Below are 15,711 nucleotides of genomic sequence, written 5' to 3'. Positions count from 1 at the left end.
CCGCTGTCGCGCGACGCCCACGAACGACCGCGTCCGGAATAGGTTCGATCCATGAACCTGACGCCGCTGCCGGCCGCCGCGAGCTGGAACCACCGAGGGGTACGGACCGGTTTCGAGATCGCCTTCTTCGCCGATCTGAACGGGGGCCATCGCCTCGCGGGTCACACCACCGCACACGAGTCCGGGGCGCTGTGGTCCGTCGGCTACGACGTCACGGTCGACGGTGCCTGGACAACCGTCTCGGCGCACGTGTCGAGCCTGACCGCCGCGGGAACGAGCGCCCTGACGCTGATACGCGATGCGCACGGTCGGTGGACCGTCAACGGTGAGCTGCGCCCCGAGCTCGACGGGTGCGTCGACGTCGACCTCGAGTCGTCCGCCGTCACGAACACGCTGCCTCTTCACCGGCTCGAGCTGGTCCCCGGAGCCGGGATCGATGTGCCGGCAGCGTTCGTCCGCGCCGACGACCTTCGGGTGGAACGTCTGGAGCAGCGCTACACCCTGGTGGAGGCGTGGCCCGAGCGGCTGCTCGTCCACTACGAGTCGTCGAGCTTCGACGTCGCCTGCGACCTCGAGTACGACCACAGCGGGCTCATCCTCCAGTACCCGAGCATCGCCAGCCGGGAGTCGTAGGACCCAGCGCGGAAGAGAGGCGTTCCCCATGTCGATCGAGCAGCCACCCGAGACATCGACCACCGGCGCAGCTACGGGTCCGCCGTGCCCGATCTGTCAGAAGCACCGTGGTCGCGGGTCGTTGACCGGACCGGTGATCCACTCCGACACGCTGATCGAGATCACTCATCGCGCCGACGGACCGCTGGGATATGTGTTCATCGAGACGAAGCGACACGTCGCGTCACTCGATCAGCTGACCGAGGAGGAGGCTCGGGTGATCGGTCAGGCTCGATCCCGGTTGGCCCGCGGGCTGCGGACCGAGATCGGGGTCGAGCACGTGCACGCGTTCGTCGCGGGGCTCGGCATACCGCACTTCCATGAGCACCTGTTCGCCCGGCACCTCGGAACGCCTCACGACCATCTCTGGTGGCAGCAGTGGGAAGGCGGGGTACGCGGTGACGTCGCAGAATTCGCCGCTCGACTCCGCACGTACATGGACGAGATCGACCGCCCGGCGTGAGAGCCACCGCGGTGTGATCGCGCGGGGGCGGCGGGCGCTCCGGGCTACCGCGCCGGCTGGCTCGCGGCGTCGAACTGTGCCTGGTGCGCGGCGACCTCGTCGCTGTGGCGCTCGGCCCAGACCTTGAGCATCCGCAACGTCTGGTGCAGCGAGATGCCCAGGTCGGTGAGCTCGTAGGTCACCGTGACCGGAACGGTCGCCGTGGCGGTGCGCTGGAGCAGACCGTCCCGCTCGAGGGACTTCAGCGTCTGCGACAGCATCTTGGGGCTCACGCCCGCCAGCACCCGGCCGAGCTCGGAGTACCGCATCGGTCGCGGGTCTCCGGTGCAGTCGGGGCCGCTCCCCAGCGCCGAGAGCACGAGGATCACCCATTTGCCGGACACGCGGTCGAGCAGCTGCCGGCTGGGGCACGCCGCCAGGAACGCGTCGTACTGCACCTTGGCTTCCGCCTTCTTCCGGGCGGCCGTCGTCGTGACCATCGGTCCTCCTAGGTATCAACGCACTTCAGGGTAACTACTTCCTTCTGGATAGTCGATCGGTGAGAGTGGACGACGACTATCCGCACGCCACGAAAGGCACCCGATGAGCATCACCACGACCGATCTTCCCGGCGGCACCTGGACCCTGGGCAGCACCGCCGTCGCCCGCGTCGGCTACGGCGCCATGCAGCTGGCCGGCCCTGGGGTCCTCGGCCCACCGAGGGACCGCGAGGGCGCGCTCGCGGTCCTCCGGGCCGCCGACGCCAGCGGCATCAGCCACATCGACACCGCCGAGGCCTACGGCCCGCGCGTGGTGAACGAGCTCATCCGCGAGGCGCTGCACCCCTACCCGGAGAACCTGGTCATCGCGACGAAGGTCGGCGGGCGGCGAGACGCCCAGGGCGGCTGGCCCTCCGCCAGGAAGCCCGACGAGCTCCTCCAGCAGGTCGAGGACAACCTCGTGACGCTCGGGCTCGATGCCCTCGACCTGGTGCACCTGCGTCTCGGCGACGCGAACGGCCCCGTCGCGGGCTCGGTGGCCGAGGCGTTCGAGACCCTGGTCGAGCTGCAGCAGCAGGGCGTGATCCGCCACCTCGGTGTCAGCAACGCGACCGCGGAGCAGGTCGCCGAGGCGCAGGCGATCGCGCCGATCGTATCGGTGCAGAACATGTACAACCTGGCCGTCCGCCACGACGACGACCTCGTGGACCGCCTTGCCGCCGAGGGGGTCGCCTACATCCCGTTCTTCCCGCTGGGTGGCTTCACGCCGCTGCAGTCCGACGCGCTGTCGCGCGTCGCTGGTCGGCTGCGCGCGACCCCGAAGGCGGTGGCGCTGGCGTGGCTGCTGCACCGCGCGCCCAACATCCTGCTCATCCCCGGTACCTCCTCGGTGCAGCACCTCCGGGAGAACATCGCAGGGGCCGGTATCGAGCTCTCCGACGACGACCTGCGCGAGCTCGACAGCATCGCTGCGTGAACAGCCCGGCTGCCGCAGCGATCAGATCGGGGCGGGCGGGTAGCCTCGCCGGATGCACGCAGGAACGCGCGGCGACGGCCGCCTCGAGTTCCGTCTGCCCGACCCTGATCGCCGCTACACCCGGGTTCGTCTCGACGCCGGCCTGGGCACCGCGGGCGCGCGGCCCGAGCTCGCCTGGGCGGACGGCGTCTGGTCGGTGGAGGTCGCGCTCCCGCCGCTGCACCGCGTCGAGTACGGCTTCGAGGTCACCACCACCGTGGTCGATCCCGCCAGCCCCACGCAGGTCGACACCGGCTTCGGGCACCGGTCGGTCCTCGAGCTCCCCGGGTACGAGTCGCCCGCCTGGACCGCTCGGGAGGTCCCCCCGGGCACGACGACGGCGCTCGCGGCGCTCGTGCCGGGTGTCACCGCCGCGCTGTGGTCGCCCGAGGGTGTCGACGAGACGACGCCGGCGCCCCTGCTCGTGGTTCATGACGGGCCCGACTACGCGAGCCGCGGTGAGCTGTCCCGCTATCTGAGCGTGCTCGCTGCCGACGGCGCGGCGCCCCCGACGCGCGCGCTGCTGCTGACCGCCGACCCGCGCGAGGAGCTGTACGCGGCCTCGGAGGACTACGCGGCCGCGCTCGTCACCGACCTGGTCCCGAGCGTGACCCGGCGCTGGCCGACCAGCGCCACGATCGCCGTCGGGGCGAGCCTGGGAGCGCTGGCGGCGCTGCACGCCCAGTGGCGCCATCCCGGTGCCTTCGACGCCCTGCTGCTGCAGTCGGGGTCGTTCTTCAGCCCCGAGACCGACGGGCAGGAGTCGGCGTTCGCCCGGTGGGGCGAGGTCACCGCGTTCGTCGCCGAGCTCCACACCGACGACCGCGCGGTCGCGGCGCTGCCGCCCGTCGCGACCACGTGCGGCAGCCATGAGGAGAACGTGGTCAACAACAGGAGGTTGGCGGATCGGCTGCGTGCGGCCGGTGTGCTCCTCAGCCACACCGAGCTGCCCGACCTGCACAACTTCACCTGCTGGCGCGACGGGCTGGACCCGGCACTGCGGGACCTGCTCGCGACGGTCACGGTGGCCTGAGCGTGCACCGCGAGCACCTCGAGCTCGAGGCTCCCGACCTGCCGCACGCGGGAACGCTGCTGCGGTTCGGCCACAGCGGCCGCCCGGTGCTCGCCTTCCCCACCGAGCTGGGTCGCGCCTGGGAGTGGGAGGACGAGGGCATGGTCGGCGCGCTGTCCTCGTTGATCGAGGAGGGTCGCATCACGCTCTTCTGCGTGGACGCCGTCGACGCCTTCACCTGGTCGGACCGCGGCATCCCCGCCGAGGAACGCGCTCGCCGCTACCGGGCGTACGAGCGCTGGCTGGTGCACCAGGTGGTGCCCCGGGTCCACGAGCGGGCGCCCGCCGACATGATCGCCGTCGGAGCCAGTCTCGGCGCCTACCACGCGCTCCAGCTCGGGCTCGCGCGGGCCGACATCGCGCCGCGGGTGCTGGCGCTCTCGGGCAGCTACGACCCCTCGCTGTGGCATGTCTGGGGCGAGCACGGTGAGCACCTGCACTGGACCAACCCCAGCCGCTACCTCGACTCCTTCGACGCCGACCACCTCGCCTGGCTGCGATCCCGGCTGTTCGTCCAGCTGGTCGTCGGCCAGGGGGAGTGGGAGACCTGGCCCACCGGCGCGCTGCCGGGCACCCGGGCGATGGCCGCCCACCTCGCCCGCCACGGGATCGATCACGACCTGGACACCTGGGGCGAGGACGTCGCCCATCACTGGCACTGGTGGCGCCTGCAGCTGCTGCACCACCTGCCACGGCTGCTCGAGCGGTAGCGTTCACGACGACGAGGACGGGAGCACCATGGCGGACATCTCGCGGCACCTGATCGGGCTGCTGCTCGGCGCCGAGGAAGACTGGCCACGCGCCTTCGAGACCATCCTGCGGCGCGTGGGCGACGTGCGCACCGCGGACGGCACCACCCACTCCTTCAGCAGCGACCGGTTGCGGATCGCGCCCTTCGACCTGCTCGACCCGGTCCGCCCGGGCCTGGTGATCGACCGGCTCGCCCACTGGTACTACCACCCTCGCGAGTGGCTCAAGAAGGCCGCACTCGTGGACGGCACGTATCTGCTGAACTCACCCTTCACGTTCCAGTCGATGGAGAAGCACAGCGCCTACTGCGCGATGCTCCGGCTCGGGCTGAAGGTCCCGCGCACCGTGCTGGTGCCCTACAAGAACCCGATCGACAACGATCGCTGGGCGTACACCTCCACGCACTACAACGACCCGTTCGATCTCGACGCGATCGCCGAGGATCTCGGCTACCCGCTGTACATGAAGCCGTTCGACGGCGGTGCCTGGCGCGGCGTGTCCCGCATCGACAACGCCGAGCAGCTGCACACCGCCTACGACGAGTCGGGGCAGATGCTGATGCACCTGCAGGCGACCGTGGACTACGACGTGTTCGCGCGCGCCCTGTCCATCGGGCCGGAGACGATGGTGGTGGACTTCCGGCCCGAGCTGCCCATGCACGAGCGCTACCAGGTCAACCACGGCTTCCTCTCGCCGTCGACCGGCGCCGAGGCGGTGACCGTGAGCCGGGTGGTCAACGCCTTCTTCGGGTGGGAGTTCAACTCCGCCGAGATGCTGGTCGCAGGCACCGAGGTGTATCCGATCGACTACGCCAACGCGTGCCCGGACGTCTCGCTGACGTCGCTGCACTACTACTTCCCGTGGGCGATCACGGCGCTGGTGCGGTGGAGCGTCTACTGCCTGGCCACCGGTCGCCGTGTGAAGGCCGACCTCAGCATGGAGTCCTACTTCGCCGTGGCCGACGACGCCTCGCTCACGTACGAGGAGAAGATGGAGCGGTACCGGCGGCTCGCGGACGACTACTTCGAGACCGATCGGTACTGGGACTGGTGCGCCGAGTTCCTGCCCGACCTCGACTCACGCGTGCTCGACTGGGTGGCCTCGGCGGACTTCGACACCTTGCTGGTGGACACGGTCCGCAGCACCTACCCCGCGCACGAGCACGAGAGGTTCATCGCCCACTTCCGCGGCTTGACGGGGATGTGGGTGCGCGAGCGCCGCTGAGCGCTCACCCGACGAGCGCGGAGATCCCGAGGTAGGCGATCGTGCCCAGCACGACGGCCCAGGCGCCGACCGCGATGACGCCCCAGGCGAGCACCGCACGCTTCGGGGCACCGAAGCCGACCATGGCGGCGGCCGTCACGTGCGAGGGCAGCAGCAGCGGGCCGAGGAAGCTCACGCCGGGCACCCCGTAACGGTTGAACACCCGGCGCATCCGGGCACGCTTGGCGTCGTTCGCTGGGGCCTCGTCCTGCTCGAGAACGGCGACGCCGCCCGCGGCGGAGGAGCCGTTGCGGCGGGCGGTGACGCCCGAGCGCACGGCGGAGGTGGCGTTGACGACCACGGCGAGCGCCAGACCGTTGCCGGCGATGGCGGCGGCGATCGCGACGACCGGGTGGAGCCCGGCGGCGATCCCGAGCACGGCGCCACCCTCGGCCTCGACGTAGGGGATCGCGGCCGCGAGCATCACACCCACCCACCGCAGGACCGGGGGGAGGGACGTGGTGAATTCCTGCAAGGAGATGAGTAGGTCAGCCATGACACGAGCCTGCCCGGGCCGCCCCGCTTCCAGTAGTGCGCCCGGTCACCGATCCGCAGGAGCGCTGCACGGGTGCGGGCTGACAGATGTCACGCAGGCGAGCGGGCCGCGAGCACCCTCCAGGTCCTGTCGGCGACCTGCCGGGGGTGGCCGGCATGGAAGCCCAGCTCGGCCCGCTCGACGTCGATCGTGAAGGTGGCCTTGGTCTCCGGGCGGTCGTCGGGCGCGCGCCGCGGGTCGGGATCCACGCAGATCGAGCCCGGGGCCTCGTCGGCGAGCGCCCGCACCCTCGCCAACGGCTCACCGATCTCGACGGCGGAGCCGCGCCCACCGAGGAAGGCGAGCCGCTCGCGCGTGGTGCTGAAGGGGGTGGCGGCGACCTCGCCGGCGGCGAGCGCCGGGTCGAGGAAGTGGTTGGTGTGCAGGAGCGGCTCACCGGGTGTGGCGTGCAGTACCGCCCAGCCGACGGGGCTGAGCTCGACGCTCGCCGCAGCGGGTTCGGCCGTGACGACGGTGAGCACCGTCGAGGCACCCAGCGGCACGCTGTCGACGATCTGCAGCGCCTCCGCCAGGGTGCCGGCGCGTTCCAGGATCATCCGGGTCAGCACGTGCACGGGAACGCCGAGGCGGGACCCGTCACTGGTGTGCTGCAGGATGTTGAAGTGGACGCCCAGACCGCGGCTGTTGACGCCGATCTTGGCGACCTGGCCGAACTCGCCGAAGGTGACGATCCGGGTGCCGCCCGCGGCTGGCTGTGACCGCACCATCGTCTCGTGCGCCATCTGGCTGTACCAGTCCCACGTCTGCACGGACCGAGGTGCGCCGCCGTCGGCGGGCAGGAACACCGCCGTCGAGCACTCCTGGGTGACCGCCGCGGCGCGGGCGAGGATCTCGGTGCGCGCGTTCAGCGCCATCGCCTGCCACGGCTCGATCTGCGCGCCGCGCGCGACGCCGTCGATCTCGGCGAGGATCTCGGGGGCGTGACCGGCGACCAGCTCGCGGGTGGCCTCGGAGGTCTCTCGCACCACCACGGAGCTGACGGCGCGCCCGGCGAACAGCGCCTCGTACTCCTCGAGCGTGGCGCGCACCCGGTCGCGCCACCGGGACCCGAGCTCCTCGCCGCGGCGGGCCGGGTCGGTCTCCTCGGTGTGCCAGGTGTGGATCATGACCGGCTCACGGTGCCGACACGAGGAAGAGCTCGATGACCGGGACGGCGACGTCGGGCGCGCGGGTCGGCAGCCGCAACGTGACGGCGTCCGTCGGTGCGTCCGGGGTCATGCTGGTGTGCGGTGCGTCGGCGGCGGCTTCCTCGACGTGGATCTCCGAGCCGTCGTGGAGCAGCTGGGCATACGCGACCTTGCCCGCAAGACCGGTCAGGTGCACGTGGTTCATCGGCCAGGCGAACAGGTGCAGGTAGAGCCGGTCACCGCGGAGCGTGTAGCGGGCGTCCGGCGGGGGAGTGAAGGGGGCCGGTCCGGCGCCGCGGAAGGAACGCTCGTGGTGCCCGGTCCACTCCGCGATGCCGGCCAGGGTCCGCTGCGCGACGGGGTCGAGATCACCCCGCCCGGTCGGACCGACGTTGAGCAGCATGTTGCCGCCCTTGGAGACGCCGTCGACCAGCATCCGCACCAGCAGCTCGGGCGACTTGTGGTTGTGGTTGTCGCGGTCGTAGCCCCAGGAGCCGTTGATGGTCTGGCACGCCTCCCAGAGGATCTCGCGCCCGTTCTCGTCGATCACCGGACCGGCCGGTTGGTACTGCTCGGGCGTGGTGAGGTCGCCGGGGATGCCGAGACGGTCGTTGACGACGATCCCGGGCTGCAGCTCGCGCACCATCGCCAGCAGGGTTTCGGAGTCCCAGTCCTGCGGCCCCTTGCCCGGCAGCCCGTGACGGACACCCGGGTAGGTGAAGTCGAAGAAGAGGTAGTCGACCTGGCCGTACCGGGTGAGCAGCTCACGGACCTGGCCGTGCAGGTAGGTGCGGTACCGGTCCCAGTCGCGGCCGGCGTTGAGCGCCTCCACGTCGTCGTCGCGGCGGGGGTGCACGCCGTCGACGTGGAAGTCCGGGTGGTGCCAGTCGATCAGCGAGTGGTAGAAGCCGACCCGCAGGCCCTCGGCGCGCACGGCCTCGACGAACTCGGCCACGGCGTCGCGGCCGAACGGGGTGTTGACGCTGGTGTAGTCGGTGAGGTCGGAGTCCCACAGGCAGAAGCCGTCGTGGTGCTTGGTCGTCAGCACCACGTAGGTCATGCCGGCCGCCTTGGCGGCGCGCGCCCATGCGGCGGGGTCGTACAGGTCGGGCTCGAACCGCTCGGCGTAGCGCTCGTAGTCGGGGATGCTCATGCGTTCGTTGCTCATCACCCACTCGTGGCGTGCCGCGAGGGAGTAGAGCCCCCAGTGCACGAACATGCCGAAGCGGTCGTGGCTGAACCAGGCGTGCGGGTCGGGCGTGGCGTCGTCGCTGCTCATCGGGCACGAGCCAACACGGCGCGGCGGGTCCGGTCAACTTCACGCCGTAGGCTGGACAGGACAGAGGAGGTGCGGATGCCGGAGAAGCGTCCCGGCGGCTCGACGGGGGCCGCCGTGTTCTGGTTCGTGCTCTCGGTGGTCGTGACCCTGGTCAACCTCCGGTCCGCGACGCACGGCAGCTGGCTGGCGCTGCTGCTCGGCGGCCTGTCGCTGTTCGTGGCGCTGCGGTACGGCAAGCTCCTCCTCGAGCGCTACCGCGCCCTCAGACCTCAGCGTCGGAGCTGAGCCTGGACGTCCACGCGCTGCGTGCTGCCGTCGACCGGACCTACGGAGCCGGCCCGCTTGCGCACGTGAGCTGGCCGGACCCCCACCCGGAACACGAGGTGGCTGACGAGGAGTACTCGCGGGTGACCGACCCGGAGCGGTACCGGATCGTCGGCGCTCGCGCGGACGCCTGGGTCGAGACGCTCACGAGCCTGGGCCTGGCTGCCGCTGCCTCGGTGCCCGTGCCGACGGGATGGCGCACCAGCGCCGACGCCGCCACATTGCTGCGCCCGCACGCTCCCGGTGCGCAGCCGCTGCTGCTGGTGCTGAGCGACCTCGACGCGGTACCGGGCTGCGTCCTCACCCTCGGTGCCGGTGAGCCGCCGGTCGCTGTCGGTCATGGGGCACCCGACTGCGGTTGCGACGCCTGCGACAGCGGCTCGGAGGATCTGCTCCGTGCGCTCGACGACGAGATCCTCGCCGTCGTCGGCGGCGGCTTCGTGCACATCGAGGCTGCCGACTGGTCGCTGCAGACGACGGTCGACGGCTGGAGCGCCACCGGCCTGGGCGCGCACCCGACCGCGCACGTCGACGACCTCATCGCCCGCGCACGCGCGGGCGACGAGGTGGGACACCGGCTGCTGCTGGGAGCTGCCTGGTAGGCGGTCACTCCGCCTCGACGAGCAGCTCACCCTCGGCGCGGTGCTCGTCGCCGACCTGGAACCTCAGCTCGCCGTCGACGCCGCCGACCGCACGCAGGTCAGCCAGCACGGCCGGCAGCAGCGCCACCTCGGCCTCAGGGGCGTGCACGACGGCGGCGCTCAGGCGGGTCTTCTGGCTCACCTTGGCCTCGCTCTTGACCTTGCGCAGCGCCGCGAGAGCGGCGCCCGCGGCCGCGAGGAGGTGGGGGTCGCCGTCGGGCGCGGCCTCACGCAGCGGCGCCGAGACGGGCCAGGGTGCTCGGTGCACCGAGCCCTCGCGCCACCAGCACCAGACCTCTTCGGTGGCGAACGGCAGCACCGGGGCCAGCAGGCGCAGCACGACGTCGAGCACGAGCCCGAGCGTGGTGCGGGCCGAGGCGACGCTCGCGGGATCGAGACCGGCGTCCTCGCGACCGTAGGCGCGGTCCTTCACGAGCTCGAGGTAGTCGTCGCAGAACGTCCAGAAGAAGGTCTCGGTGACCTCGAGCGCACGGGTGTGGTCGTAGCTCTCGAGCGCGGTGGTGGCCTCGTCGACCACCGTGGCCAGCGCGGCGAGCACGGCCCTGTCGATGGGCTCGGTGACGGCGCCGCCGTCGAGCGAGACCGGCTCGTCACCGCCGAAGGAGAGCGCGAACTTGCTGGCGTTGAGGACCTTGATCGCGAGGCGGCGCCCGATCTTCATCTGGGTGGGTCGCTGCGGGTCGAACGCCGCGTCCGTTCCCAGCCGCGCCGACGCCGCCCAGTAGCGCACCGCGTCGGAGCCGTGCTGCTCCAGCAGTCCCATCGGGGTCACGACGTTGCCCTTGGACTTGCTCATCTTCTTGCGGTCCGGGTCGAGGATCCAGCCTGAGATCGCGGCGTCGGTCCACGGCAGCGAGCCGTGCTCGAGGTGGCTGCGCAGCACGGTGGCGAACAGCCAGGTGCGGATGATGTCCTGGCCCTGCGGGCGCAGGTCCATCGGGAAGATCCGACCGAACAGGTCCTCGTCCTCGAGCCAGCCGGCCACGATCTGCGGTGTCAGCGAGCTGGTGGCCCAGGTGTCCATGATGTCCAGGTCGCCGATGAAGCCGCCGGGCACGCCACGCTGGTCCTCGGTGTACCCGGCCGGCGCCTGCGAGCTCGGGTCCACGGGGAGCTGGTCCTCGGTGGGCTGGATCGGGTCGCCGAGATCGGGCTCGCCGGCCTCGTCGAGCCGGTACCAGAGCGGGATCGGGACGCCGAAGAAGCGCTGCCGGCTGATCAGCCAGTCACCGTTGAGGCCGTTGACCCAGTTCGCGTAGCGCACACCCATGAAGTCCGGGTGGAACGCGAGCTCGTCACCGCGGGCGAGCAGCTCGCCGCGGAGGTTGCGCCCGGGTGCCTCGCGGCCGCCGTTGCGGATGTACCACTGGCGGCTGGTGACGATCTCGAGCGGCTTGTCGCCCTTCTCGTAGAAGTTCGCCTTGCGCTGGGTGGGCTTGGGCTCGGCGAGCAGGTCGCCGCTCGCCATGAGCGCGTCGACGACGGCAGTGCGCGCCGAGAAGGTGGTCTTGCCCGCGAGCTCGGCGTAGGTGGCGCGGCCCGAGTCGGTGGTGATCCACTCGGGGGTGTCGGCGAGGATGCGACCGTCACGGCCGACCACCGAGCGGGTGGGCAGGTTCAGCTCGCGCCACCACGTCACGTCGGTGAGGTCGCCGAAGGTGCAGCACATCGCGATGCCGGATCCCTTGTCCTTCTCGGCGTCCGGGTGTGCCAGCACCGGGATCTCGACCCCGAACACCGGCGTCGTGACCGTGGTGCCGAAGAGCGCCTGGTAGCGCTCGTCGTCGGGGTGCGCGATCAGCGCGACACAGGCGGGGAGCAGCTCGGGCCGGGTGGTCTCGATGACCACGTTCTCACCGGCGGAGGTGTGGAACGCGACCTCGTGGAAGTGACCCGGGTAGTCGCGAGCCTCCAGCTCGGCCTGGGCGACCGCCGTCTGGAACGTGACGTCCCACAGCCCGGGTGCGTCGGCCTGGTACGCCTCGCCGCGGGCGAGGTTGCGCAGGAACGCGACCTGGGCGACCTTCTGGGCGCGCGTGCCGATGGTCTGGTAGGTCTGCGACCAGTCGACCGACAGGCCCAGGTAGCGCCAGAGCGCCTCGAACTGCTTCTCGTCCTGAGCGGTCAGCTGCTCGCACAGCTCGATGAAGTTGCGGCGGGACACCGGGACCTGGTCACCGGGCTTGACGTTCTTGCCGTCGGTCCCGTCGTGCGGCGGAGTGAAGTCCGCGACGTACGGCAGCGACGGGTCGCACCGCACGCCGTAGTAGTTCTGCACGCGACGCTCGGTGGGCAGGCCGTTGTCGTCCCAGCCCATCGGATAGAAGACTTCGCGGCCCCGCATCCGCTGGAAGCGGGCCACCACGTCGGTGTGCGTGTAGGAGAACACGTGCCCGACGTGCAGCGACCCGCTGACCGTGGGCGGCGGGGTGTCGATCGAGAAGACCTCCTCGCGCGAGCGGCTGCGGTCGAAGGTGTAGGTGCCGTGCTCGGCCCAGGTCTGGCCCCAGCGCTCCTCGAGACCCTCGAGCGCGACCTTGTCCGGCACCTGCGCCTTGCGGGTGGATGTCGGCTGGCTCGGCGTGGTGCTGGTCATGGTCGCTTCGTCTCTCGGTATCAGCGGGCCGGTCGGCCCGCGGTGCGGCTGGGGGCAGGGGTGTCCTGCGGTTCGCGAGCGCGGCCGACGGCCGGAGCGCTCAGGCGAGGGGTACGGATACTCGTACCGGTACCTCGACGCGCGTCAGCACCACCAGAGGGCGGGACGGAAGAGTCGAGATCACGGTCACAGGGTACCCACCCTGCCCGGCGCGGGCCAGCGGCGGTGGTCAGCGGGTCTGCAGCCGGTACAGCCCCGAGGTGGCGGTGATCGCGAGGGTCTTGCCCTCCGGGCCGCCGAACGCGAGGTTCGCGGTGCGCTGGGGAACGGCGACCGAGCCGAGACGCTCGCCGGGCTCGCTCGGGCCGCGCGCGGCGAACACCTGGATCCCCGAGGCGCAGGAGGTCCAGACGCGACCCTGCGGGTCGACGCGGATGCCGTCCGGCGGTCCCGGGTCGAGGCGCGCGAACGTGACCGGCTCGCCCAGGCGAGCTCCGCCGTCGAGCACCTCGAAGGCCAGGATGTGCCCGACCTCGGAGTCGGCCAGGTAGAGCACCGACTCGTCGGGGGAGAAGGCGAGCCCGTTGGGGCCCGGGTGCGGCGGGGTGACCGCGGTGGCGTTGCCGTCCGGGGTCAGCCGGTAGACGCGGCAGCCGTCCATCTCGACCGTGCCGCCGTAGCCCTCCTCGGGCTTGTCGATGCCATAGCGGGGGTCGGTGAACCAGATGGCGTCGTGGCTGTCGACGACGAGGTCGTTGGGGGAGTTGAAGCGGCGCCCCTCGTGGCGGTCGACGAGCACGTGCCAGGAGCCGTCGAGCTCGCGACGGACCACGGCGCGCTCGCCGTGACTGGCGGCGACGAGGCGACCGTGGTTGTCGACGGTGTGCCCGTTCTGGTGGTGCGAAGGTTCGAGGAGGATGCCGGCGCCCTGTTGCGGGGTCCAGACCAGCAGACGGTTGCCGACGACGTCGCTCCAGACGATCTCGTCCTCGCCGGTCCACGTGGGGCCCTCGAACCAGGTGCCGCCCTCGGCGAGGAGGTCGAGCGTGGCGCCCTCGGGGAAGAGGGATGCGAACTCGTCGTCGTGTCCCGGGGCGGGAACGAGCTCGGCGGGGGTGCTGCTCAGCACGGGAGTCGGCGTCGGTTCCACGGGGCCAGGCTATTGCTCTTCCGGGGTTGGGCCGGGCGTGCAACGCTCGGGCTCGTGCAGATGCGGTACGTGCTGGGTGCGCCCGGGGTCGGCAAGAGCACGGTGCTGCCGTTGCTGACGGAGCGGTTGCCGGGCTGGGTCGTGCTCGACTGGGACTGGCTGATGCCTGCGGCCATGGGGCTCGCAGGGCGGCCGGTCAGGGAGCACCAGGAGCTGTGGCAGCCCTATGCGGAGCTGGTTCGCTCGGTGCTCAGCGGTCTCGGGTCGGTTCCCGTGCTGCTCGCCACGGTGTGCACCCCGCAGGAGCTCGACCCCGGCCAGGGTTGGCCCACGGGGGAGTGGCTGCTGCTCGACTGCGACGACGAGGAACGGGTACGCCGGTTGTCGTCCCGAGGTGGGCCCGAGGCGGGGGTCCTCGCCGCGTTGGCCGATGCGGCTGAGTACCGCGCGCTCGGGCTGCCGTGCATCGATACCGGTCGCCGGGACGTCGCCGAGGTACTCGACGCTGTCGCGGTCTGGGCGCGCCCGCAGACGATGCCAGCAGATCGAGCGTAGGGCGGCACACGCAGACCGGTACAGCCCTGGTGCTGTGGTGGGACCGCGCGGGTCCGGGCGGTAGTGGACGTTCCTTGGGCCTCGCGTGGACGCCGTGAGTCGTGGAGGGCAAGCCTGCGTCGACGTCAGGACCTGGTGGCAGCGCCTGATGTCGCGCCTCCGACAGCCCAGTGTCCTGACTCCGACAAGCCCGGTGTCCTGACTCCGACAAGCCCGGTATCCCCGCCGCTTGATGGCTCGCAAGCCTCAGGTCTCTGCTACTGCCTGGTGGTCTGGCTCCGGCAGCCCGGTGCCCGATCGTGGACAGCCCGATGTCTCCGCCTCGGTGGGTTGGCGGGGTTCGGGGCGGGTGGTTCAGAAGGGTGGTGGACCGAGGTCGTCGAGAGTGCCGCGACCCTCGACGCTGTCCATGGAGTTCAGCTTCGCGAGCCCGTCGAGGGCGTCCAGTCCGGGGATGCCTCGCCGGCGGGCACCAGCGGCTGTGGTGGTCTCGACCTGGTGGCCGGCTTCATCGCCGCCGCAGTCGTCGTCGGTGTGTGGTCGGTGGCGTGCTTGGTGTCGGGTGAGGTAGTCGACGGTGCCGTCGCGGTTGCGGCGGATGCGTAGGCCGTGCGGGGTGCGCCACAGCACCGCCCCGTTGGTCAGGATCAGGTAGCGGAACCCGTGGTGGGTCTTGAGGTTGTGGTGGCGTTGACACAACAACCGCAGGTTCGTGGTCTCGGTCCGGCCACCGGCCTCAGGGTTGGCGTGGTCGTAAGGTTCGACGTGATCGTCCTGGCAGTACAGGGCCTTGGCGCGGCAGTTGGGGAAGACGCAGGTGCCATCACGTAACCGGAGCTGTTCCTTGATCCGTCCCGGGACCTCATAGGAGTCGGCCTGCTGGTAGCCGTTCAGGTCCAGCACCGGCCGCACCGCAACCCGGGTACCCGGATCGGCGCACCAGGCCCGGATCGTCTGGGCGGTGATCGGGGTCGCGGTGTTCTCCACCCGCCCCACCCACACCGGCACCCGCCACCCCTCGCCGTTGACACCGCAACCCGCGCCGTCGCCACCACCGGCAGCGCTGTCGCTATGGGGAGCAGCACCGCCGTCCGCGGCGGCAGCGCCGCCACCGCTGCGGCCGCTGGCGCCGGGTTGCCCGGTGTTGGCGGGGCCGCGGCTGAGCATGTCGTAGATCGCGGCATCGGTCAGGTGCACGTAGAGCACCACCTGCCGCCGGGACCGCACGCGCACCCCACCGTGGCCACCAGTACCGGCGTCGCAGGCCTGGCCGTCGGCGTGGTCGGCGTGGTCGTCGCTGCTGCTGCCGGTGACTGGTTGACCTTGGAAGGTCAGGTGTTCGCGGGCGAGCTCGCCCAGGGCGCGGGCGCGGCGCACGTTCAACGGGTCGGCTGATCCCCACGCGGCCAGCTGCTGCGCCGAGTGCGACAGCGCCGCCTCCAGATCCAACGCATCCGGCAGATCCACCCAGCCACTGACCTCGGTCAACCCGGCGATACCGGTCTGGTCCAGGCGGATCTGCACCCCCCGCTGCTCGGCCCGCTCGGCCGCCACCTGCTCGGCCAGCTCGCTGTCATGACGGGCCATCGCGGTCGCGATCAACCCCTCCAGCTGATGGCCACTGACCCGGTCCGCCGCCGCAGCGATCTCACGATCCACGAACCCCGCCGCCAGCCTGCTCAACCCGCCAGTGGCCTGCGCGATCCGACGCGCCCGCCACGGCTTGACCTCACCAGCCAGCACCCGAG

Annotated in this window: 16 protein-coding genes; 9 read left to right on the top strand and 7 right to left on the bottom strand. The window is 71.2% G+C overall.

From position 1 onward, the window contains the following. Positions 1-51: 51 nt before the first annotated feature. Both GPA04_RS18305 and GPA04_RS18300 read left to right on the top strand, forming a co-directional pair. A complete protein-coding gene (locus GPA04_RS18305) occupies positions 52-633 on the top strand; it encodes a putative glycolipid-binding domain-containing protein (protein WP_156225666.1) in 582 nt (193 codons plus the stop codon). Between the two features lie 121 nt (positions 634-754). Continuing rightward, a complete protein-coding gene (locus GPA04_RS18300; RefSeq protein ID WP_162458663.1) occupies positions 755-1,135 on the top strand; it encodes an HIT family protein in 381 nt (126 codons plus the stop codon). Positions 1,136-1,179: 44 nt separating this feature from the next. Here the strand turns inward: GPA04_RS18300 and GPA04_RS18295 are convergent, their stop codons facing one another. Beyond that, a complete protein-coding gene (locus tag GPA04_RS18295; protein WP_156225664.1) occupies positions 1,180-1,614 on the bottom strand; it encodes a winged helix-turn-helix transcriptional regulator in 435 nt (144 codons plus the stop codon). Positions 1,615-1,717: 103 nt separating this feature from the next. Between GPA04_RS18295 and GPA04_RS18290 the strand changes: the two genes are divergently transcribed. From GPA04_RS18290 to GPA04_RS18275, 4 genes are read left to right on the top strand one after another with little or no spacing between them, the layout of a single operon-like run. After that, positions 1,718-2,590, top strand: coding sequence for an oxidoreductase (locus GPA04_RS18290; RefSeq protein WP_156225663.1), 873 nt, complete (start codon positions 1,718-1,720; stop codon positions 2,588-2,590). A gap of 52 nt (positions 2,591-2,642) precedes the next feature. Further along, entirely contained in the window at positions 2,643-3,662 is a 1,020-nt protein-coding gene (locus GPA04_RS18285) for an alpha/beta hydrolase (RefSeq protein ID WP_156225662.1), read from the top strand. A 2-nt stretch (positions 3,663-3,664) separates the two neighbouring features. Continuing rightward, positions 3,665-4,411 (top strand): alpha/beta hydrolase-fold protein, encoded by a 747-nt coding sequence (locus GPA04_RS18280; RefSeq protein ID WP_156225661.1) that lies wholly within the window; start codon positions 3,665-3,667, stop codon positions 4,409-4,411. Between the two features lie 28 nt (positions 4,412-4,439). Continuing rightward, positions 4,440-5,675 (top strand): ATP-grasp domain-containing protein, encoded by a 1,236-nt coding sequence (locus GPA04_RS18275; protein ID WP_156225660.1) that lies wholly within the window; start codon positions 4,440-4,442, stop codon positions 5,673-5,675. A gap of 4 nt (positions 5,676-5,679) precedes the next feature. Here GPA04_RS18275 and GPA04_RS18270 read toward each other — a convergent pair whose 3' ends face one another. The 3 genes from GPA04_RS18270 to GPA04_RS18260 all read right to left on the bottom strand — a co-directional run bounded on the left by GPA04_RS18270 (position 5,680) and on the right by GPA04_RS18260 (position 8,676). Beyond that, positions 5,680-6,210, bottom strand: coding sequence for a hypothetical protein (locus GPA04_RS18270; protein ID WP_156225659.1), 531 nt, complete (start codon positions 6,208-6,210; stop codon positions 5,680-5,682). An 89-nt stretch (positions 6,211-6,299) separates the two neighbouring features. Further along, positions 6,300-7,376, bottom strand: a complete 1,077-nt coding sequence (locus GPA04_RS18265; RefSeq protein WP_156225658.1) for a C45 family autoproteolytic acyltransferase/hydrolase — start codon at positions 7,374-7,376, stop codon at positions 6,300-6,302. Positions 7,377-7,383: 7 nt separating this feature from the next. Beyond that, positions 7,384-8,676 (bottom strand): alpha-L-fucosidase, encoded by a 1,293-nt coding sequence (locus tag GPA04_RS18260; RefSeq protein WP_156225657.1) that lies wholly within the window; start codon positions 8,674-8,676, stop codon positions 7,384-7,386. A gap of 75 nt (positions 8,677-8,751) precedes the next feature. Here GPA04_RS18260 and GPA04_RS18255 point away from each other — a divergent pair, with 75 nt between their 5' ends. Next, complete coding sequence (locus tag GPA04_RS18255; RefSeq protein ID WP_156225656.1) at positions 8,752-8,961, top strand: hypothetical protein; 210 nt, start codon at positions 8,752-8,754, stop codon at positions 8,959-8,961. Further along, entirely contained in the window at positions 8,958-9,602 is a 645-nt protein-coding gene (locus tag GPA04_RS18250; RefSeq protein WP_366464997.1) for a DUF6226 family protein, read from the top strand. Before GPA04_RS18255 ends, GPA04_RS18250 begins: the two co-directional genes overlap by 4 nt. 4 nt (positions 9,603-9,606) lie before the next feature. On the opposite strand, the gene valS is transcribed toward GPA04_RS18250, so the two are convergent. Together valS and GPA04_RS18240 are read right to left on the bottom strand one after the other, a co-directional pair. Beyond that, the gene (gene valS, locus GPA04_RS18245) at positions 9,607-12,258 is read right to left on the bottom strand and encodes a valine--tRNA ligase (RefSeq protein WP_156225654.1); all 2,652 of its coding nucleotides are present in this window, start codon (positions 12,256-12,258) and stop codon (positions 9,607-9,609) included. A gap of 229 nt (positions 12,259-12,487) precedes the next feature. Then, a complete protein-coding gene (locus tag GPA04_RS18240) occupies positions 12,488-13,408 on the bottom strand; it encodes an SMP-30/gluconolactonase/LRE family protein (protein ID WP_206674279.1) in 921 nt (306 codons plus the stop codon). 60 nt (positions 13,409-13,468) lie between these two features. Here GPA04_RS18240 and GPA04_RS18235 point away from each other — a divergent pair, with 60 nt between their 5' ends. Further along, the gene (locus GPA04_RS18235; protein WP_436277930.1) at positions 13,469-13,963 is read left to right on the top strand and encodes an AAA family ATPase; all 495 of its coding nucleotides are present in this window, start codon (positions 13,469-13,471) and stop codon (positions 13,961-13,963) included. Between the two features lie 354 nt (positions 13,964-14,317). Here GPA04_RS18235 and GPA04_RS21055 read toward each other — a convergent pair. Next, a partial coding sequence (locus tag GPA04_RS21055; RefSeq protein ID WP_162458662.1) for an HNH endonuclease signature motif containing protein occupies positions 14,318-15,711 on the bottom strand: 1,394 nt, incomplete at its 5' end.

The organism is Pseudactinotalea suaedae, from assembly GCF_009733815.1.
GTDB lineage: Bacteria > Actinomycetota > Actinomycetes > Actinomycetales > Beutenbergiaceae > Pseudactinotalea > Pseudactinotalea suaedae.
This window is presented reverse-complemented; position numbering and strand designations above follow the sequence as displayed.